The sequence below is a fragment of the Thioalkalivibrio sp. ALE22 genome (assembly GCF_000381445.1).
GTDB lineage: Bacteria > Pseudomonadota > Gammaproteobacteria > Ectothiorhodospirales > Ectothiorhodospiraceae > Thioalkalivibrio.
The window spans coordinates 164,956-183,220 of the sequence record NZ_KB906503.1 but is presented as its reverse complement, the minus strand read 5'-3'; the positions used below and the strand labels follow the sequence as shown (position 1 = coordinate 183,220).

Below are 18,265 nucleotides of genomic sequence, written 5' to 3'. Positions count from 1 at the left end.
GCCCCCTGGGCGGCTCAGGCACGCGCCAGTACCAGCCCCTCCACCCGCTCGGCACCCGCCCGCCGCAGCACGCCGGCCAGCGCCGACAGCGTCGCCCCGGTGGTGGCCACATCATCCACCAGCAGCACATGCCGCCCCGCGAGATCCTCGCCGCGCCAGGCAAAGGCCCCCTTCACATTGCTCCGGCGGGCCTTGCGGCCCAGCGCCTGTTGCGACGCGGTGGCCCGAATGCGCCGCAACGCCCGGGTCTCCAGCGCCGCCCCCAATTCCGCCGCCACGCGCCGGGCCAGGACATCCGACTGATTGAAACCGCGCTCGCGCAGCCGCCGCCCGTGCAGCGGCACCGGCAGCACCGTATCGGGCGAGGACCGACGTCCCTGGCCGCCACCGTCAAAGGCCACCCGGGCGACATGGCCCGCCAGCGCCGCCAGGGCCCGCTCGGCCCGAACATTGCCGCCATGCTTGTAGGCGAGGATCAACTGGTCCAGCGGCCAGGCATAGGCCCATCCGGCGTGCAGCGCGTCCAGCGCCGGGGGCTGGCGCACGCAGGCCGGGCACACCCCGGCCGTCGGCAAGGGGAGCGCACAGGTGGGACACGGGCGCTCCAGTGGTGGCAGATCGCCCCGGCAGCCCGTGCAGACCGCCGGTCCGGGCGCCAGGCACAGGCCGCAATGGGACGGGTACAGGGCCTCCGCCAGCCACTCGGCGCAGGCAGCTGACCAGGCCGTCCAACGCGCGGCCACGGCATGCACAGGGCCCGGTTGCGATGAAGGGGTCAGGGGCATGATGGTATGCTCTGCGTTTTGCATGCAGGGTAGACCATGGCCACCAGGACCGTCTCCGGGCGCAGCTCTCGGCGCGCCGCGTCGATGTTCGACATCGGCAACCTGATCAGCGTGTCGATCGCCGGCATCCCGCTGTTCGTGGTCAGCAGCGAGGGGGTCGGGGTCGGTTTCATCATCGCCGCGATCATGGGGATCGTCCCGCTGGTCCTGTGGTTCGGCGGCTCCATGCTGGTCTATGCCCTGAACAAGCACCACCCCGATCCGCGCGTCGGCCATCACACCCAGTGGGCCGCGTACCGCTACTACGCGCTGATGGGCGCGCTGATCGTGGTCGCCACCTTCTTCCCGCCGGATCTCGACTACTACCGCGCCTACTGGGCGATCGCCGCGGCCATCCTGCTGCCCTGGACGATCTACGCGCTGTTCACCATCTACCGCGAGCCCTGGGCGGATGTCGAGATCCCCGCCGAATCCGACGAGGACCACCACCTATGAGCACGCCCCGCCACGACTGGAATACCAACGAGGTCGAGGCCCTGCTCGACCTGCCGCTGAACGACCTGATCTTCCGTGCACAGACGGTGCACCGCGAGCACTTCGACCCGAACGCGGTGCAGGTGAGCACGCTGCTGTCGATCAAGACCGGGGCCTGCCCGGAGGACTGCGCCTACTGCCCGCAGAGCGCGCACCATGACGTGGAACTGGAGCGCGAGCGCCTGCTGCCGCTGGAGGAAGTGCTCGAGGCCGCGCGCAACGCCCGCGCCCAGGGCGCGACCCGCTTCTGCATGGGCGCGGCCTGGCGCAACCCCACCGACAAGAACCTGGAGCGCGTGATCGAGATGGTACGCGCCGTCAAGGACGAGGGGCTGGAGACCTGCATGACCCTCGGCATGCTGAAGGCCGAACAGGCGAAGCGCCTGTCCGAGGCGGGGCTGGACTACTACAACCACAACCTCGACACCTCGCCGGAGTTCTATGGGCACATCATCTCCACGCGCACCTACGAGGACCGCCTGGAGACCCTGGAGCATGTGCGCGAGGCCGGCATGAACGTCTGTTGCGGCGGCATCCTCGGCATGGGCGAGTCGCGGCGCGACCGCGCGCGCCTGCTGCAGCAGATGGCCAACCTGCCGAAGCACCCGGAATCGGTCCCGATCAACCAGCTGATCCAGGTCGAGGGCACGCCGCTGCACGGGATCGAGGACCTCGACCCGCTGGAGTTCGTGCGCACCATCGCCGCGACCCGCATCCTGATGCCGGCCTCCTACGTGCGCCTCTCCGCCGGGCGCACCGAGATGTCCGACGAGATGCAGGCCCTGTGCTTCCTGGCCGGCGCCAACTCGCTGTTCTACGGCGACACCCTGCTGACCACGCCGAACCCCGGCGAGAATCACGACCTCGCGCTGTTCGAACGCCTGGGCCTGCGCCCGGAGACCGGGCCGGAAGCCCCTGCGGAATCGGACCGGCCCGCCTCCGCATCGGCCTGAGCCAAGCGGCCGGTGGCGGGCGACTTTCCCGATCATTTCTCGGCGGTGGCGGCGGCGTATGCCCGCCACCGCCCGGACTACCCCGCCGAGCTGTTTGACTGGCTGGCCGCGCACACCCCGCGCCACGAACGGGCCTGGGACTGCGCCAGCGGCAACGGCCAGGCCGCGCAGGGCCTGCAGCCGCACTTCCCGCAGGTCGTGGCGACAGACGCCGCCCCGGCCCTGCTGGCCGCCCTGCCGGCGACCACCGGGATCGACCGCATCGCCTGCGCCGCCGAGGCCTGCGCGCTGGCCGACGCCTCGGTAGATCTCGCCTGTGTCGCCCAGGCCGCACACTGGTTTCGCCACTCCGAGTTCCATGACGAGGTTGCACGCGTCCTGCGCCCGGGCGGCCTGCTGGCGATCTGGGGCTACGGCATCCTGCGCGCCGAGGATCCGGCGCTGGACCGCCTGCTGACCGACTTCCACGACACCACCCTGGCGCCCTGGTGGCCGGAAGAGCGCAGCCACATCCGCAGCCACTACCGCGACCTGCCCTTCCCCTGGGCGGAGATCGAGACACCCGAGTTTCGGATCGACCGCGACTGGGACCGCAACACCCTGCTCGGCTACCTCGGCACCTGGTCGGCCATCCGCCGCGCGCAGGCCGCCGGGCAGGATCCGCTGGCCGCACTGGAGCCGGCCCTGCGCGCGCTGTGGCCGAACGCGGACATCACCGTCCGCGTGCACTGGCCGATCTTCCTGCGTGCCGGGCTGCGGCCGTGAGCGACTCACCATGAGCAAGTCACTGCAGGCCTTCCTGCAGGCCCGCCTCGACGGGGTACGGGCGGACGCACGCTGGCGCCGTCTGCGCACGCTGGACGGTCCGCAGCAGCCGGAACAGGTCATCGACGGCCAGCCAGTCGTCGCCTTCTGCTCCAACGACTACCTGGGCCTGGCGGCCGATCCGGCCGTCACCGCCGCCGCCCGCGAGGCCCTCGACCGCTACGGGGTCGGGGCCGGCGCGGCCCATCTGATCAACGGCCACACCCGCGCCCATGTGGAACTGGAGCAGGCGCTGGCGCGCTTTACCAGCCGTGAGCGCGCGCTGCTGTTCTCCACCGGCTACATGGCCAACCTGGCGCTGGTACAGACGCTGGCCGGCCGCCACGACACGGTGTTCGAGGACCGCTGGAACCATGCCTCGCTGATCGACGCGGTACGCCTGGCCGGCGCGCGCAGCCAGCGCTATCACCATGCCGATCCCGGGCACCTGCGCGAACGTCTGGAGCAGGCCCCCGATCGTGGTCACCGGCTGATCGTGACCGACGGGGTGTTCTCCATGGACGGCGACATCGCCCCGCTGCCGGAACTGGCCGCGCTGGCACGCGAGTTCGACGCCTGGCTGATGGTGGATGATGCCCACGGCCTGTCGGTGCTGGGTACGACCGGCGGCGGCAGCTGCCAGCACCACGGCCTTGGCGCGGACGACGTCCCGATCCTGATGGGCACGCTGGGCAAGGGCTTCGGCACCGCCGGGGCCTTCGTCGCCGGCTCCGAGGCCCTGATCGAGGCCCTGATCCAGACCGCGCGCTCCTACATCTACACCACCGCGATGCCGGCCGCCCTGGCCGCCGCCACGCTGGCCTCCGTACGGATCGCCGAGACCGCCACGGATCGGCGTGCGCACCTGCAGGGCCTGCTGCAACGCCTGGGGGCAGGCCTGGACCGGCTCGGCCTGCAGCACCCGCCGCCCCTGACCCCGATCCAGCCGGTCCACATCGGTGACGCCCGCCGCGCCAGTGCCGTAGCCGAGAGGCTGCTGGCCGCCGGCTTCCTGGTCCCGGCCATCCGCCCGCCGACGGTCCCCGAGGGCCAGGCGCGGCTGCGCATCACGCTGTCCGCCAGCCACACCGAGTCTCAAGTGGATACGCTGCTACGGGCGCTGGAGCACGCGCTCGCCGCCACCACCACGTGAAACCGCGCACAGTCCCGACACGCAGCCGTTCACGCTTCCGCAAAACACCCCGCCACGTTAAACAACCGTTCAGCGAAACAACGCCAAGCTGGGCCCGTATCCGATCAAAAGGAGACGGACCATGGCACGGAAACGCACCCAATCCCGTCGCGGCCTGCCCGCGCACCTGAAGGTACTGGCCGCCGCACTGCTGTTCGGATTTGCCGCCGATACCCTGGCCTCGCCACCGCCCTGGGCACCGGCCCACGGCTGGCGCGCGCAGAACGACTCGGGCTATCACGGCTACCACGGTCACAGTTATGAACGCTGGGAGCGGGATTACGGCGTGATGGACGGGCGCTGCAACCGCGACGCGATCGGGGCCGCCATCGGTGGCGGCGCGGGGGCCGTGATCGGCCATCGGGTCGGCGATGGCGACCCGGTCGCGATCCTGATCGGCGCGGCCGGGGGCGCGGTGCTGGGCGGCATGATCGGCCGCCAGATGGATCGCAACGACCAGGCCTGCATGGGACACGCCCTGGAACTGGCCGAGACCGGCCAGACCGTGCACTGGCGCAATGCCCATGACCAGCCGGTACAGCTGACCCCGCGCCGCAACCGCGACAGTGGCTGCCGCGACTTCGAGATGACCATCGACGGCCAGCGTCACACCGGCACCGCCTGTCCGTCGGAGCCCGGGCACTGGGAGATCCGCGGCTGACCGGCGGGGCCCGCCAGGGACAAGGCGCTACAACTCGCCGCGCTCGGCCAGGGACACGCTCTCGTCGGCGACGATCACATGATCGAGGACCCGGACGTCCACGAGCCCAAGGGCATCGGCCAGGCGGCGGGTGATGGCGACATCCGAGCGCGACGGCTCGGCCACGCCCGAGGGGTGGTTGTGCGCCAGGATCACCGCCGCCGCGTTGTGCCGCAGGGCACGCCGCACCACCTCGCGCGGGTGTACGGAGGCGCCGTCGATGGTGCCGCGAAAGAGCTCCTCGAAGGCGATCACCCGATGGCGGTTGTCCAGGAACAGGACCGCAAAGACCTCGAAGGGATAGTCGCGCAGGCGCGCCGCGAGGAACTGGCGGGTCGCGGTTGGCGAGGTCAGTGCATCGCCACGCTCCAGGTCGGCGGCCAGGTGCCGCCGCCCCATCTCGAGTACCGCCTGGAGCTGGGCGTACTTGGCATCGCCCAGCCCCGGCGCCGCGCAGAACCCCGCCTGATCGGCCTGCAGCAGCGGCCGCAGCCCGCCGAAACGGTTAAGCAAATCGCGGGCGACATCGACCGCGCTCTTGCCGGCCACGCCGGTGCGCAGAAAGATCGCCAGCAGCTCCGCATCGGAAAGCGCGGCCGCGCCGCGCTCGATCAGCTTCTCCCGCGGGCGTTCGGCCGCGGGCCAGTCGGTAATCGCCATCCCCACCTCCCTGTGGTTCGGTCGTTTGGTTTTTCGGTCCAGGGCGCCGCTCAAGACATCCTGCAAGCCCGCCTGTTGCCCTCGGTCAGTCCTCGAAGCGGGAGATGTCGCGCACCGCGCCGAAGGCGGCGGAGGTCGTCATCAGGGCGTAGGCGCGCAGGGCCTGGGTGACCGGACGGGTCCGCGACTCGGGCTTCCAGGCCTTCGCGCCGCGGGCCTCCATCGCCTCGCGCCGGGCCGCCAGGATGGCGTCGTCGACGTCGATGCGGATCTCGCGCCCGGGGATGTCGATCACGATGGTGTCGCCCTCCTCGATCAGGCCGATCGCGCCGCCCTGCGCGGCCTCCGGCGAGACGTGCCCGATGGACAGCCCGGAGGTGCCGCCGGAGAAGCGCCCGTCGGTGATCAGCGCGCATTCCTTGCCCAGCCCCTTGGACTTCAGATACGAGGTCGGGTAGAGCATCTCCTGCATGCCGGGGCCGCCCTTCGGGCCCTCGTAGCGGATGATCACGACGTCACCCGCCTGGATGCGGTCGCCGAGGATTGCCTCGACGGCCGCGTCCTGGCTCTCGAACACCCGCGCGGGGCCGGAGAACTTCAGGATGCTCTCGTCGACCCCCGCGGTCTTCACGATGCAGCCGTCCGGGGCCATGTTGCCGTAGAGCACGGCCAGGCCGCCGTCGGTCGAGTAGGCATGTTCGATATCGCGGATACAGCCGTTCTCGCGGTCGATATCCAGGCTGTCCCAGGTCTTGTCCTGGCTGAACGCGACTTGGGTGGGCACGCCGCCCGGCGCGGCCTTGTACAGAGTCTCGGATTCGGCGGCGTGGCGCATCACGTCCCACTGTTCCAGGGCCTGGCCCATGGTGTCGGCGTGGACCGTCGGGATGTCGCGGTGGATCAGCCCGCCACGATCCAGCTCGGCGAGGATGCCGACCACGCCACCGGCGCGATGCACGTCCTCCATGTGGTAGAGCTGGGTGGCCGGGGCCACCTTGCACAGGTTCGGGACCTTGCGCGACAGGCGGTCGATGTCCGCCATGGTGAAGTCGACCTCGCCCTCGCGCGCGGCCGCCAGCAGATGGAGCACGGTGTTGGTGGAGCCGCCCATGGCGATGTCCAGGCTCATCGCATTCTCGAAGGCCTCGAAGGTAGCGATCGAACGCGGCAGCACGGATGCGTCGTCCTGCTCGTAATAGCGCTTCGCAAGCTCGACCACGCGCCGGCCGGCCTGTTCGAACAGCGACTTGCGGCCGGCATGGGTGGCCAGCAGCGAGCCGTTGCCCGGCAGCGACAGGCCCAGGGCCTCGGTCAGGCAGTTCATCGAGTTGGCGGTGAACATGCCGGAGCAGGAGCCGCAGGTCGGGCAGGCGGAGCGCTCGATGGACTCCACCTCCTCGTCGCTGGCGCTGGAGTCGGCGGCCTTGACCATCGCGTCCACCAGGTCCAGATGGATGACCTTGTCGCTACCCGGGGCCTGCACCTTGCCGGCCTCCATCGGGCCGCCGGAGACGAACACCACCGGGATGTTCAGGCGCATCGCGGCCATCAGCATCCCGGGGGTGATCTTGTCGCAGTTGGAGATGCACACCAGCGCGTCGGCGCAGTGGGCATTGACCATGTACTCGACCGAGTCGGCGATGATCTCGCGCGAGGGCAGCGAATAGAGCATCCCGCCGTGACCCATCGCGATGCCGTCATCCACCGCAATGGTGTTGAACTCCTTGGCCACACCACCGGCCTTCTCCACCTCGCCGGCGACCAGCTGGCCCAGATCCTTCAGGTGCACGTGCCCGGGCACGAACTGGGTGAAGGAGTTGGCAATGGCGATGATCGGCTTGCCGAAGTCGCCATCCTTCATGCCGGTGGCGCGCCACAGGGCGCGGGCACCGGCCATGTTGCGGCCGTGGGTGGTGGTGCGGGAGCGATAGGCGGGCATGGTCGGGTCTCGTGAACGTTTACGCAGAAGCGGAATCGTACATAATGAGTCGTACAAACCCCAGTATCCCGAGGTCCCGGCAATGAAAATCGAGGTCGAGAACATCAAGTGCGGCGGCTGCGCCAGCTCCATCCGCAAGGGCCTGCTGCAGGTCGAAGGCGTCACTGAGGCCGAGGTCGACGTGGAAGGCGGCGCCGTCGAGGTCCAGGCCCCGGACAGCGCCCGCGAAGCGGTCGCCGCCAAGCTCGCCAGCATGGGCTACCCCGAGGTGGGATCGGTCTCCGGCTGGCGTTCCACCAGTGCCAAGGCCAAGTCCTTCGCCAGCTGCGCTGTGGGGCGCATGAGCGGCGATTAGGCCGTGCCACTCCGATCGCCGGGCCGGGCCTGGGCCGGGCTGGCCTGGCTGATCCTGTTCGTCGGCTTTGGCGCGGGGTGCGCGCAGGCCGAAAACGGGCTCCCGACGGCCGACCTGGACATCGGTGAACAGACCCTTACCGTCGAGATCGCCGCGACGGACCGCGCCCGCCGGATCGGCCTGATGCACCGCGACCACCTGCCGGACGACCACGGCATGCTGTTCATATGGCCGCGTCCGGCGCAGTACGGCATGTGGATGCATAACACCCGCATCCCGCTGGATGTGGCCTTTATCGATGCCGATTTCACCATCACCAACATCGCATCCATGACACCCCACTCCACCCGCATCCATGAGGCGAAACGCCCCGTGCGCTACGCGCTGGAGGTCAATGCCGGCTGGTTCGAGCGGCACGGCGTCGCGGCCGGCGATCGCGTACCCGACCTGGAGCGAATCGTCGGCGGGAACGACTGACACCTTTCCAGCACAACGCGGCCCGGGCTGCCGACGCGCAAATTGATCCGTGTTTTCACTAGGGAAACACGGATCAATGTACACGCTCGCGCTCGAGTCGCTTTTGCGCGCGAACAAGGCGCGGTGACTGCCGTGCAGTCGTTCTGCACAAGGGAGCCGCAACGCCGTGGGCATGCAAAAGCGGCCGAGCCCCTTCGGGGTTGGCACCCCAGGTTCCCCGATCCTGCGTTGCGGCCCTTGCCGGTAGAACCACTACCGGCTGCGCACCGCGCCTTGCCTCGGAAAACCTGGGGTGCCAACGCGAGTGTGTACATTGATCCGTGTTTCCCTAGACTGTCGGCTCAGGACATCCTCAGGAAACGGACGCGCACGTGACCACCACGCCCCACCCATCCGCCCGCCCCGGCGCACCCTTGCGCCGAGCCCCGCAGCCCGGGGAACTCGCGTGGTTCCGCGATGCCGTGCCGTATATCGCGGCCCACCGCGGACGCACCATGGTGATCGCGCTGGCGGGCGAGGCCGCCCAGGCGCCGGAATTCCCGGCGCTGATGCGCGACATCGCCAAGCTCAATGCCCTCGGCATCCGGGTGGTGCTGGTCTACGGCGCCCGGCCGCAGATCGAGGCCCGCATGGGCGAGCGCGGGCTGACCCCGGCCTATGCCAATGGCCTGCGCGTAACCGATGCCCCGGCGCTGGAGGCCGTGCTGGACGCGGTCGGCCGGCTGCGCCTGCAGATCGAGGGGCTGTTGTCCCGCAGCCTGGGCCAACCCGGCACCGGGAACGCGCGGCTGCGCGTGGCCAGCGGCAATTTCGTGACCGCCCGACCGCTGGGTGTGCGCGACGGGGTGGACTTCCATTACACCGGCGAGGTCCGCGGGGTGGATACCAACGCGCTCGCGGCCTTGCTGGAGCGCGAGCAGGTCGCCCTGGTGTCACCGCTGGGCTACTCCCCCACCGGCGAGGTCTTCAATCTCTCCGGGGAAGACGTCGCCACCCAGGTGGCGATCGCACTGAATGCCGACAAGCTGATCTTCCTGACCGAGGCCGGCGTGCTGCGTGACCCGGAACACGGCGTGCTCGACCAGCTCACCGTGCCGGCCGCGCAGGAGTTGCTGGAGACCAGCCCCGACCTGCCGGAGGAACTGGCGAACCATTTGAGGAGCGCGATCGATGCCTGCCACCAGCGCGCGATGCGGGTGCACCTGGTGGATCGGCACGACGACGGCGGGCTGCTGACCGAACTCTTCACCCGTCAGGGGATCGGGACCCTGGTCTCGCGCGAGCCGCTGGAACGCCTGCGCCCGGCCACGCTCGACGACGTGGGCGGCATCCACGCGCTGCTGGAACCGTTGGAGGCCGAAGGCATCCTGGTGCACCGCGCGCGTGAACACCTGGAGCTGGAGATCGACCGCTTTCAGGTGCTGGAGGCGGACGGCCTGATCATTGGCACGGCCGCGCTGTATCCGTTCGAGGCGGATGCGGCGGAGATCGCCTGCCTGGCCCTTCACGGCGACTACCGCGGCAGCGGCCGCGGCGACCGCCTGCTGCAGGCGATGGAACAGCTGGCGCGGGAGCAGGGGATCCGGCGGGTGTTCGTGCTGACTACGCGCACCGCGCAGTGGTTCCAGGAGCGTGGCTACACCCCGGGCCAGGTGGATGATCTCCCCGCGAGCCGCCAGACCCGGTACAACCAGGCGCGCAACTCGCGGGTCTTCACCCGCAACCTGACCGAAGCATAGCCAGGGACTACTGCGCGTAGCGGGCCTCGTCGCGCTCGTGGGCCTCCTGGGCGGCAACGCTCAGGGTGGCGATGGGCCGCGCCTCCAGTCGGGCAATCCCGATCGGCTCGCCGGTCTCCTCGCAGTAGCCGTATTCGCCGCGGTCGATGCGCGCCAGCGCCGCGTCGATCTTGTTCAGCAGCTTGCGGTAGCGATCCCGCGTGCGCAGCTCCAAGCCGGCATCCGTTTCGTGACTCGCCCGGTCGTTGGGGTCGGGCTCCTGCCAGCTCTCGCTGCGCAGGTGCTCCAGGGTCTGTTCCGATTCCTCGATCAGCTCGGCACGCCAGGCCTCGAGCTTGGCGCGAAAGTAGTCCAGCTGACGCGGATTCATGTAGGGTTCGTCCTCGGACGGGCGGTACCCGGAATCCGGGCGGGTCTTGGCATCTTGGCTCATCTCGGGCCCCTCGCCAGGCCCCTTTCCGCCCCATGCGGAAAGGCCCCGGCGCGATACGCGGTACACCCGATCGAGTATAGGGCAATCCCCCCGTCGGGCGGCAAACAGAAAAACCCGCCCCGATGCACATCCCTGGAACCACGGACACCGACACAGCCCGCATGCAGCGCATCCTCCAGATCAGCGACACCCACCTGGGCCGGGAGCCAGGCCCGATCCGGGCCGGCTACCCCGACAGCGACCGCCAGCTCGCACGGGTCCTCGAGGCACTGGCCCGGAACGAGGACCGGCCGGACCTGCTCTGGCTGACCGGCGACCTGGCCGAGGATCCCACGCCGGCCGCCTACGCGCGTCTGCTGGGCCTACTCGACCAGCACGTAAAGGGCTGGCCCGTCGCCGGACTGGCCGGCAATCACGACGACTGGCACACCCTGCACCGCGCGTTCGACACGGCCGGGTACCCCCTGGACGGCCACCGCATACAGGGCGACTGGCTCCTGATCGGCGTCAATTCGGCGGTCGCGGGCCAGGCGACCGGCCGTATCGAACCCGCCGAGCTGGAACGACTGGATCAGTTACTGACCAGCCATCCGGAGCACTGGGGCTTGATCGCCATCCATCACCCGGTCGTCCCGATTGGCAGCGCATGGATGGACCGGATCGGCCTGACCAATCCGGACGACCTGTTCGCGGTGCTGGATCGCCACCCGCGTGTGCGGGCCTGCCTGTTCGGCCACATCCACCAGGACTTCCGCGGCAAACGCCAGGGCATCGAGCTGCTCGGCTGCCCCTCCACCTGCATCCAGTTCGCCCCCGGATCCGAACGCTTCGCGCTGGATACCGAGGCCGCCGGCTATCGCGTGCTGGACCTGCACCCGGACGGACGGCTCGACACCCGCATCCAGCGCGTATCCGGGGAGGCCTGCACATGATCCCGGACGATACCCGCAGCCATCAGCTCCAGGCTTGGCTCGCGCGCCAGCCAGGCGATTTCACGGACCTTGCCCTGTTGCGTGCGGATGCCAGTTTCCGCCGTTATTTCCGCCTGCACCGCGATGGCGAGCCGGTGGTGCTGATGGACGCCCCGCCGGAGCGCGAGGCCACCGAACCGTTCGTGCAGATCGCGGGGCTGCTGGAGTCGCTGGGTCTGCGCCCGCCGCGCGTGCTGACGCACGACCCGGCAGCCGGATTCGTCCTGCTCGAGGATCTGGGTGACCGGACCTTTACCCGGGCACTGGCCGAGGGGTCCACAGAAGGCCCGCTGTACGACCGCGCCATCGACACCCTGCTCCAGCTCCACAGCGCCTGGCCGTCCAGGGCCGCGACGGCCCCGGCCCTGCCCGCCTACGACATGCCGCGTCTGCTCGACGAGGCTGCCCTGTTTGCCGACTGGTACTGGCCGGAACAACACGGTACCGCGATGGAACCGACGCAGCGCGACATGTTCCTGGAAGCCTGGCGCGAGACCCTCGAAGGTCTCCCCGCCCTCGACGACACGCTGGTGCTGCGCGACTTCCACGTCGACAACCTGATGCTGCCCCCCGGCGAGGACCGGGCCTGCGCCGTGCTGGATTTTCAGGACGCAGTCATCGGCAGCCCGGCCTACGATGTCGTCTCGCTGCTGGAGGATGCCCGCCGCGAGGTGTCCCCGGACACCGTGGCGCAGGGCCTGGAGCGCTACCTCGCGGCTGCATCCTGGGACCGCGCGGCATTCATGCACCACTACCGGGTCCTCGGCGTCCAGCGCACCACCAAGATCCTCGGGATCTTCGTGCGCCTCGCGCGGCGCGATGCCAAGCCCCGCTACCTGGAGCACCTGCCCCGCCTGCACCGCTTGCTGGCGCAGGGGCTGATGCATCCGGAGGTGGAGCCGGTCGCTGCCTGGTTCCGTACCGACATGCCCGAACGCTTGCAGGACAACTAGACCATGGGGACACACGGATCCATGCGCGCGATGATCCTGGCCGCCGGCCGCGGCGAACGCATGCGCCCGCTGACCGACCACTGCCCGAAACCCCTGCTGCCAGTCGGCGGGCGCCCACTGATCACCTACACCCTGGACCGCCTGGCGGCCGCGGGCTACCGCGAGGTGGTGATCAACCTGGCGCACCTGGGCGAGCAGATCCGCACGACGCTGGGCGCGCAGCACGCCGGTCTGGCGATCCACTACTCACCAGAGCCCGAGGGGGCCCTGGAGACCGCGGGCGGCATCCGCAAGGCGCTGCCGCTGCTGGGCGACGCGCCGTTCCTGGTCGTCAACGGCGATGTCTGGTGCGACCATCCGCTGACCCCGCCGGAGACCCTGCGCCGGTCCACCAACCGGCCCCTCGCGCACCTTGTGCTGGTGGACAACCCGGAGCATCACCCGCGGGGCGACTTCACCCTGAAGGACGCACAGATCGGGCTCGACGACGGCGAGGCCCTGACCTTCAGCGGCATCGGCTGGTACGACCCGGCCCTTTTCCGCGATCTGCCGCCCGGCCGCCATGCGCTCGGCCCCCTGCTGCGCCCGGCCATCGCCGCCGGCCGCATCACCGGGGAGCACCACACCGGAGACTGGCGCGACATCGGTACCCCGGAGCGCCTGGCGGCACTGGACGCCGAGCTGGGGAAACGCTGAGCGCCCGCCGTCACGAAGTGAACGGCACCCGCGCCATCGCCCCGATCAGGGCTTGATGTAGGTATACCCGGCGCGCTGCAACCGGGTCAGTTCCACGATGCCGCTGGGCACCACATCCTGCTCCGCCACCTCGTGCAGATCCTCGCGCTCCAGCCCGCGCGAGGCCATCGTGTTGCCGCACACCAGAAAACGGACATCCTGCAGTTTCAGGGTATTCACCGTACTGCGCAGATCCGGATCGCTGCGCGCGTGCTGCAGCAGGGTGATGCCACTGCCATGCATCAGCACCTTGATCTCCAGCGGTGAGCCATCAGGGCTGCCATCAATGTGATTCTGCAGATTACGCAGGGCATTCAGGTGGAGCTCCGGGTCATCGGAATTGATGTGATAAACCACCCGGAGCGGCTCGTCGGCGGCCGGGGCGTCGGCGACCGTGCCAAACAACAATGCCGTCGCGCCGCCCGCGATCAGCATCAACAGAAACGCCCCGGCCAGAAACCAGCCGGGGCGTCTTGTGCGGTTCGCGGGCGACATGCGGGGTGCCGGCAAGGCCGGATCAGACCTTGATGTAGATCCAGCCCTCGGCCTGACGGCGGGCCGCCTCGGCGACGCCAGAATCGATCAGCTCGGCCTGCGGCAGGATGTCGACCGTCTTGCCCTCCTCGCGCGCCAGGCGGTTCAGGGTCTGGGCACAGGCGGTGAAGCGCAGCGTGGGGTAATCCTGCGCCAGGCGGTTCAGGGTCTGGGCACAGGCGGTGAAGCGCAGCGTGGGGTAATCCTGCGCCATGCTGGCAACCCGCTCCGGATACGGGGCGCTGTCGGTACGCAGCAGGTCCATCGCATTGTTGTGCACCACGACCTGCACGTTCAGATCGCGCCCGACGGCGGCCGCCTCGCGGTACATGCTCTCGATGTCATCCAGGAGCTCCGCCATCGCGCGGCGATCGGCTTCATTGATATGCAGCAGGATCTGGTCGGTCTCGGTGGCGGAAAACACCTGCTGTGGCGCCGCCGCGCCGCCCGCGACGTCATCGCTGGCGGCCATCTGCGCCATGGCCCCGGCGTCCTGATCGATCGCGGCCGACGGCTCGCCGCCGAAGAAACCGGCATCCCGGGTGATCTCGTAGCCGCCCAGCGAACCCACGACCAGCGCGAGCACCCCGGCGGCGACCGAAGGGAACCAGGCCGAACGACCGCCGCGCGACAACCGGCAGCGCCCGCCGGGGGCCCCGGTGCGACCAGCCGGCACATCCTCGTACGCCATGTTCACCAGCTCCTTGAGCTGGTGCATGTCGCAGACTTCGCGGCTCAGGTGCTCGCTGGAGGCAATCGTCTTCAGGGTGTAGAGACGATCCTCGGGAGAAAACTCGCCATCCACGAAGGCGTTGAGGATCTCCTCGCTGGGGCGGTTCCTTGCACTCAGTCGTTCATTCGACATGCCGATTCCTCACTACCTTGAGATAGGGTGTATCGGCCGCTTTCCCCGTGTCGGCCTGCTGCTCCAGCAGCACCTTCTTCAACTGTGCCCGAGCCCGGCTCAGGCGACTCATCACGGTGCCGATGGGTACATCCAGCACCTCCGAGACCTCGGAGTAGGCAAAGCCTTCGAGGTCCACCAGCGCGACCACCTGCCGGTGATCGGTGCTCAGTTCGGCCATCGCCCGGTGAACGTCCGCCACCATGCGGTTGCGTTCGGTCTGCTGCTCCGGGCAGTCCTCGCAGGGCAGCTCCATGCTGTCCACGTCCACCGTGTCCTTCTGCCGCCGTCCCCAGTCGCGGTAGCAGTTGGTCATGATCCGGAACACCCACGCCTTCAGGGCGCTCTCGTCCTGCAGCGACTTCAGCCGGGTCAGGGCCTTCATCATCGCCTCCTGCACCAGATCATCCGCCAGCGCGGCATCGTGACACCACGCAAAGGCCATGCGGTACATCTGGGGCCGCAGGTCGCATACCTTCTGGCGCAGCCTACGCTGCGCGAACCAGGTTGCCATGTTGTGTTTCCTCCATCCGCAGGCCGTACATGCGGCCTTGCTTGTTCTTGTACCCTGTAGGACGCTACCGGGCGCGGGGCTATTCCGATACTCCGGCCTTGCGACCGCACAAATCGCGCACCCCCGATTCCGTCGATCAGGATACCCAATGCCATTCGATCCGCAACAACTGGAGCGCGCGTTCGCGTTCGACCCCGACACCGTGCAGGACCTGCGCGAGCGCTGGTCACGGCTGATCACCGACGCGGTCTGGGGCGAACTCAAGACCGGCACCATCGGGGCCGTCCCGCGCCTGCGCAAGCGCCTGCTGGAGCTGGGCGAGAACCTGCGCTCCATGCTGTCGGACCGCGCCTGGATCCCGCACGAACGCGAACGCGTGAAGGGCGCGATGGCCGCCAGCCTCAACCTGCGCGACAGCCTGCAGCAGACCGACCGCGCCGCCAAGCTGCTGAACGGTGGTGCCGATTTCGAGACCTTCGAGGCCGACTACCTCGCCTTCCGCAAGCACCTGCTGGCCTTCATCGAGCACCACGAACAGATCTGGGGCGACCTCCTGGAGAGCCTCTACGACGAGGCCCCGGACACCGACGGCCGGGACGAGGACTAGTGGGCCGGGAAATCCGCGAGGAGCACTTCGGCGCGGCGGATTTCGACCGTTTTCACCAGGCTCTGGCCGACGAGACGGCCCGGCTGCTGGACTGGCTGCGCACACAGGCGGCCGCCGACCCCGCGCCGCCGCCGCGACTCGGCTTCGAGATCGAGGCCTGGCTGTGCGACGCACAAGGGCGCCCGCTGCCGGTCAACGAGGCCTTTCTCGCGGCGATGGACAGCCCGCTGGCCACCCGGGAGCTGGCCCAGTTCAATGTCGAACTGAACAGTAGCGTCTTCCGCGCCGGCCCCGGCTGCTTCGGCGCGATCCTCGAGGAGCTGCGCGAGACCCTGCGCCAGGCGCGGCGAGCCGCCCGTCATGCCGGAGCCGACCTGCTGATGGCCGGGAGCCTGCCGACCCTGGAGCCAGCCGATCTCGGGCTCCACCACATGTCCCGGCAGGCCCGCTATCGGGCGCTGAACAGCGCCATCCTGGAACAGCGCGCCCAGCGCCCGCTGGAGGTGGATATCGTCGGCCACGAACACCTGCAGCACCGCCACGCGGATGTGATGCTGGAGGCCGCGGCGACCTCCTTCCAGGTGCATATCGAGACCCGGCCCGATCGCGCCCATCGGGCCTACAACGCCTCGCTGGTGGCGGCCGCTCCGGTCCTCGCCGCCGCCGGGAACACGCCCTACATCTTCGGCCACGACCTGTGGGCCGAGAGCCGCATCCCGCTGTTCGAGCAGTCCGTGGAGGTAGGCGGATTCGCCAACTCGGCACGCGGCCCGATCCGGCGCGTGACCTTCGGCACCGGCTATCTGCATGACTCGATCGGCGAGCTGTTCACCGAGAACCTGGAGCACTTTCCGGTCCTGTTGCCGGTGGCACTGGACGAACCGGCCGACCAGCTGGCTCACCTCGCCTTCCACAACGGGACCATCTGGCGCTGGAACCGCCCCATCGTCGGCTGCGACGCCGATGGCCACCGCAGTCTGCGCCTGGAGTTCCGCTGCCTGCCCGCAGGCCCCTCACTGATCGACATGCTGGCCAACACGGCCTTCGCCCTGGGCCTGATCGAGCACCTGGTCGCCGAATCGCCGGACGGCACGCTGGAGACCCCGTTTTCCGAGGCCCGCGACAACTTCTACAATGCAGCCCGGCACGGACTGGACGCGCGCCTGCGCTGGGGCCACCGCGAACCGGCCCCGGCGCCCCGCCTGATCACCCGCGACCTGCTGCCCCGGGCAGCCGAAGGCCTGGAGCGCCTGGGCATCGAGCGCAGCGAACGCGACGCCCTGCTCGGGATCATCGCCGCGCGCGTGGCCAGCCGCCAGACCGGCGCACGCTGGCAGCGGGACTGGGTCGCGCGCCACGGGCGCGACTGGCCCGGGCTGGTTCGCGCCTATCGTGGCTGGCAGAACACCGGCGCGCCGGTCCACACCTGGGGACTCTGAGGAAACCCGTGACGCAATCCATCATCGAACACTTCGAACTACCCGACGGCTTCCTCGAAGCCACGCCCGAGACGTTGCACCAGTGCGTGCCCGGCCCGGCCCTGATCCACCTGGAAGGCCAGCGCGAACCCGCGGTGGCCGTGGTCCTGTTGCTGCACGGCAACGAACCGGTGGGCCTGCACGCGGTACAGCAGCTCCTGCGTCATTACACCGGGCGGCCGCTGCCACGCGCCCTGACGCTGATCGTGGGCAACCCGCAGGCGGCGGCCGTCAATCAGCGCCACCTGGACGACCAGCCGGACTTCAATCGCATCTGGCCGGGCACCGAACAGGCCGGTTCGCGCGAGGCCGATGTCTTTGCCGCGCTCTGCCGCCGCCTGGAGGGACGCGGCCTGTTCGCCGCGATCGACCTGCACAACAACACCGGGCGCAATCCCCATTACGCCTGCATCAATCGCCTGGACCCCCCGTTTCTGAACCTGGCCGCGCTGTTCGGGCGCACCGTGGTCTACTTCACCCGGCCGCGCGGGGTCGCCTCCATGGCCCTGGCCCGCATCGCGCCGGCCGTCACCCTGGAGTGCGGCCACCCCGGTGACGCCGCCGGTGTGGACCACGCCCGCGAGATGATCGACGCAGTGCTGCATCTGGACCACTTCGCGCCCGAGCCGCCACGGGAGGGCGCCATCGAGCTCTTCCACACGGTGGCTCAAGTCCGGGTGCGTCCCGGCTTGCAGGCCGGGCTGGAGGCACAGCACGACGTGCGCCTGGAACCCGATCTCGACGGCCTGAACTTCCAGCTGCTGCCCGCCGGTTCCCGTCTAGTACAGGTGCACGAAGATGCCGACGAGCCGCTGGTCGCGATCGCCGAGGACGGCTCGGAGGTCACCGGGGAATATCTGGAGCGCGCCGGCCAGGAGATCCGGCTCAAGCGCCCGGCCATGCCGTCCATGCTCACACTGGACACCCGGGTCATCGCCCAGGACTGCCTGTGCTACCTGATGGAGCCGCTGTCCCTTCCCTGACGCGCCCCAGCGGCT

At 69.4% G+C, this 18,265-nt stretch carries 21 protein-coding genes; 14 read left to right on the top strand and 7 right to left on the bottom strand.

All coding sequences use genetic code 11. From position 1 onward, the window contains the following. Positions 1-14: 14 nt before the first annotated feature. Positions 15-575: a ComF family protein gene (locus F793_RS0107030; RefSeq protein ID WP_018876003.1), complete on the bottom strand. Its 561-nt coding sequence runs from the start codon at positions 573-575 to the stop codon at positions 15-17. Positions 576-821: 246 nt separating this feature from the next. On the opposite strand from F793_RS0107030, the gene F793_RS0107025 reads away from it, so the two are divergent. From F793_RS0107025 to F793_RS0107005, 5 genes are all read left to right on the top strand, one after another. After that, positions 822-1,280 (top strand): hypothetical protein, encoded by a 459-nt coding sequence (locus F793_RS0107025; RefSeq protein ID WP_026279170.1) that lies wholly within the window; start codon positions 822-824, stop codon positions 1,278-1,280. Beyond that, entirely contained in the window at positions 1,277-2,272 is a 996-nt protein-coding gene (gene bioB, locus F793_RS0107020) for a biotin synthase BioB (protein ID WP_018879382.1), read from the top strand. Before F793_RS0107025 ends, bioB begins: the two co-directional genes overlap by 4 nt. 12 nt (positions 2,273-2,284) lie before the next feature. Further along, on the top strand, positions 2,285-3,037 hold the full coding sequence (locus F793_RS0107015) for a methyltransferase domain-containing protein (RefSeq protein ID WP_018881694.1): 753 nt from the start codon (positions 2,285-2,287) through the stop codon (positions 3,035-3,037). A 10-nt stretch (positions 3,038-3,047) separates the two neighbouring features. After that, the gene (gene bioF, locus F793_RS0107010; RefSeq protein WP_018881695.1) at positions 3,048-4,229 is read left to right on the top strand and encodes an 8-amino-7-oxononanoate synthase; all 1,182 of its coding nucleotides are present in this window, start codon (positions 3,048-3,050) and stop codon (positions 4,227-4,229) included. Between the two features lie 121 nt (positions 4,230-4,350). Next, entirely contained in the window at positions 4,351-4,929 is a 579-nt protein-coding gene (locus tag F793_RS0107005; RefSeq protein ID WP_018879379.1) for a glycine zipper domain-containing protein, read from the top strand. Positions 4,930-4,956: 27 nt separating this feature from the next. Here the strand turns inward: F793_RS0107005 and radC are convergent, their stop codons facing one another. Continuing rightward, a complete protein-coding gene (gene radC, locus F793_RS0107000) occupies positions 4,957-5,628 on the bottom strand; it encodes a DNA repair protein RadC (RefSeq protein WP_018877243.1) in 672 nt (223 codons plus the stop codon). A gap of 85 nt (positions 5,629-5,713) precedes the next feature. Next, positions 5,714-7,567, bottom strand: a complete 1,854-nt coding sequence (ilvD, locus tag F793_RS0106995; RefSeq protein WP_018865902.1) for a dihydroxy-acid dehydratase — start codon at positions 7,565-7,567, stop codon at positions 5,714-5,716. 82 nt (positions 7,568-7,649) lie between these two features. Here ilvD and F793_RS0106990 point away from each other — a divergent pair, with 82 nt between their 5' ends. From F793_RS0106990 to argA, 3 genes are all read left to right on the top strand, one after another. Further along, positions 7,650-7,922, top strand: a complete 273-nt coding sequence (locus tag F793_RS0106990; protein WP_018865903.1) for a heavy-metal-associated domain-containing protein — start codon at positions 7,650-7,652, stop codon at positions 7,920-7,922. Between the two features lie 3 nt (positions 7,923-7,925). Beyond that, complete coding sequence (locus tag F793_RS0106985; protein ID WP_018865904.1) at positions 7,926-8,399, top strand: DUF192 domain-containing protein; 474 nt, start codon at positions 7,926-7,928, stop codon at positions 8,397-8,399. A gap of 371 nt (positions 8,400-8,770) precedes the next feature. After that, a complete protein-coding gene (gene argA, locus F793_RS0106980; RefSeq protein ID WP_038036951.1) occupies positions 8,771-10,138 on the top strand; it encodes an amino-acid N-acetyltransferase in 1,368 nt (455 codons plus the stop codon). 7 nt (positions 10,139-10,145) lie between these two features. Here argA and dksA read toward each other — a convergent pair whose 3' ends face one another. Next, on the bottom strand, positions 10,146-10,571 hold the full coding sequence (gene dksA, locus F793_RS0106975; protein WP_018865906.1) for an RNA polymerase-binding protein DksA: 426 nt from the start codon (positions 10,569-10,571) through the stop codon (positions 10,146-10,148). 161 nt (positions 10,572-10,732) lie between these two features. On the opposite strand from dksA, the gene F793_RS0106970 reads away from it, so the two are divergent. The 3 genes from F793_RS0106970 to murU are packed head-to-tail and all read left to right on the top strand — an operon-like array spanning position 10,733 to position 13,191. Next, positions 10,733-11,503 carry a phosphodiesterase gene (locus F793_RS0106970; RefSeq protein WP_018881697.1) on the top strand — a complete coding sequence of 257 codons (771 nt, stop codon included), beginning with the start codon at positions 10,733-10,735 and terminating at the stop codon, positions 11,501-11,503. Continuing rightward, on the top strand, positions 11,500-12,495 hold the full coding sequence (locus tag F793_RS0106965; protein ID WP_018881698.1) for an aminoglycoside phosphotransferase family protein: 996 nt from the start codon (positions 11,500-11,502) through the stop codon (positions 12,493-12,495). Before F793_RS0106970 ends, F793_RS0106965 begins: the two co-directional genes overlap by 4 nt. Before the next feature lie 21 nt (positions 12,496-12,516). Next, positions 12,517-13,191, top strand: a complete 675-nt coding sequence (gene murU / locus F793_RS0106960) for an N-acetylmuramate alpha-1-phosphate uridylyltransferase MurU (protein ID WP_019592789.1) — start codon at positions 12,517-12,519, stop codon at positions 13,189-13,191. Between the two features lie 45 nt (positions 13,192-13,236). Here murU and F793_RS0106955 read toward each other — a convergent pair whose 3' ends face one another. The 3 genes from F793_RS0106955 to F793_RS0106945 are packed head-to-tail and all read right to left on the bottom strand — an operon-like array spanning position 13,237 to position 15,182. Then, positions 13,237-13,725, bottom strand: a complete 489-nt coding sequence (locus tag F793_RS0106955; RefSeq protein ID WP_018865910.1) for a DsrE family protein — start codon at positions 13,723-13,725, stop codon at positions 13,237-13,239. A gap of 22 nt (positions 13,726-13,747) precedes the next feature. Beyond that, complete coding sequence (locus F793_RS0106950; RefSeq protein WP_019592788.1) at positions 13,748-14,629, bottom strand: hypothetical protein; 882 nt, start codon at positions 14,627-14,629, stop codon at positions 13,748-13,750. Further along, the gene (locus F793_RS0106945) at positions 14,619-15,182 is read right to left on the bottom strand and encodes an RNA polymerase sigma factor (protein ID WP_017942834.1); all 564 of its coding nucleotides are present in this window, start codon (positions 15,180-15,182) and stop codon (positions 14,619-14,621) included. The genes F793_RS0106950 and F793_RS0106945 overlap by 11 nt, the downstream gene beginning before the upstream one ends. Before the next feature lie 148 nt (positions 15,183-15,330). On the opposite strand from F793_RS0106945, the gene F793_RS0106940 reads away from it, so the two are divergent. From F793_RS0106940 to F793_RS0106930, 3 genes are read left to right on the top strand one after another with little or no spacing between them, the layout of a single operon-like run. Then, positions 15,331-15,789 (top strand): hypothetical protein, encoded by a 459-nt coding sequence (locus tag F793_RS0106940; RefSeq protein WP_018865912.1) that lies wholly within the window; start codon positions 15,331-15,333, stop codon positions 15,787-15,789. After that, on the top strand, positions 15,789-17,228 hold the full coding sequence (locus F793_RS0106935) for a glutamate-cysteine ligase family protein (protein ID WP_018881702.1): 1,440 nt from the start codon (positions 15,789-15,791) through the stop codon (positions 17,226-17,228). Before F793_RS0106940 ends, F793_RS0106935 begins: the two co-directional genes overlap by 1 nt. A gap of 8 nt (positions 17,229-17,236) precedes the next feature. Further along, positions 17,237-18,250, top strand: coding sequence for a M14 family metallopeptidase (locus tag F793_RS0106930; protein WP_018881703.1), 1,014 nt, complete (start codon positions 17,237-17,239; stop codon positions 18,248-18,250). The last annotated feature ends 15 nt before the right edge of the window (positions 18,251-18,265 follow it).

What these genes read in the sequence shown, in the direction of transcription:
- F793_RS0107025 (WP_026279170.1), top strand. Translation starts at nt 822, where the DNA reads ATGGCCACCAGGACCGTCTCCGGGCGCAGCTCTCGGCGCGCCGCGTCG.
- bioB (WP_018879382.1), top strand. Translation starts at nt 1,277, where the DNA reads ATGAGCACGCCCCGCCACGACTGGAATACCAACGAGGTCGAGGCCCTG.
- bioF (WP_018881695.1), top strand. Translation starts at nt 3,048, where the DNA reads ATGAGCAAGTCACTGCAGGCCTTCCTGCAGGCCCGCCTCGACGGGGTA.
- F793_RS0107005 (WP_018879379.1), top strand. Translation starts at nt 4,351, where the DNA reads ATGGCACGGAAACGCACCCAATCCCGTCGCGGCCTGCCCGCGCACCTG.
- radC (WP_018877243.1), bottom strand. Translation starts at nt 5,628, where the DNA reads ATGGCGATTACCGACTGGCCCGCGGCCGAACGCCCGCGGGAGAAGCTG.
- ilvD (WP_018865902.1), bottom strand. Translation starts at nt 7,567, where the DNA reads ATGCCCGCCTATCGCTCCCGCACCACCACCCACGGCCGCAACATGGCC.
- F793_RS0106990 (WP_018865903.1), top strand. Translation starts at nt 7,650, where the DNA reads ATGAAAATCGAGGTCGAGAACATCAAGTGCGGCGGCTGCGCCAGCTCC.
- dksA (WP_018865906.1), bottom strand. Translation starts at nt 10,571, where the DNA reads ATGAGCCAAGATGCCAAGACCCGCCCGGATTCCGGGTACCGCCCGTCC.
- F793_RS0106970 (WP_018881697.1), top strand. Translation starts at nt 10,733, where the DNA reads ATGCAGCGCATCCTCCAGATCAGCGACACCCACCTGGGCCGGGAGCCA.
- F793_RS0106965 (WP_018881698.1), top strand. Translation starts at nt 11,500, where the DNA reads ATGATCCCGGACGATACCCGCAGCCATCAGCTCCAGGCTTGGCTCGCG.
- murU (WP_019592789.1), top strand. Translation starts at nt 12,517, where the DNA reads ATGCGCGCGATGATCCTGGCCGCCGGCCGCGGCGAACGCATGCGCCCG.
- F793_RS0106955 (WP_018865910.1), bottom strand. Translation starts at nt 13,725, where the DNA reads ATGTCGCCCGCGAACCGCACAAGACGCCCCGGCTGGTTTCTGGCCGGG.
- F793_RS0106950 (WP_019592788.1), bottom strand. Translation starts at nt 14,629, where the DNA reads ATGTCGAATGAACGACTGAGTGCAAGGAACCGCCCCAGCGAGGAGATC.
- F793_RS0106945 (WP_017942834.1), bottom strand. Translation starts at nt 15,182, where the DNA reads ATGGCAACCTGGTTCGCGCAGCGTAGGCTGCGCCAGAAGGTATGCGAC.
- F793_RS0106940 (WP_018865912.1), top strand. Translation starts at nt 15,331, where the DNA reads ATGCCATTCGATCCGCAACAACTGGAGCGCGCGTTCGCGTTCGACCCC.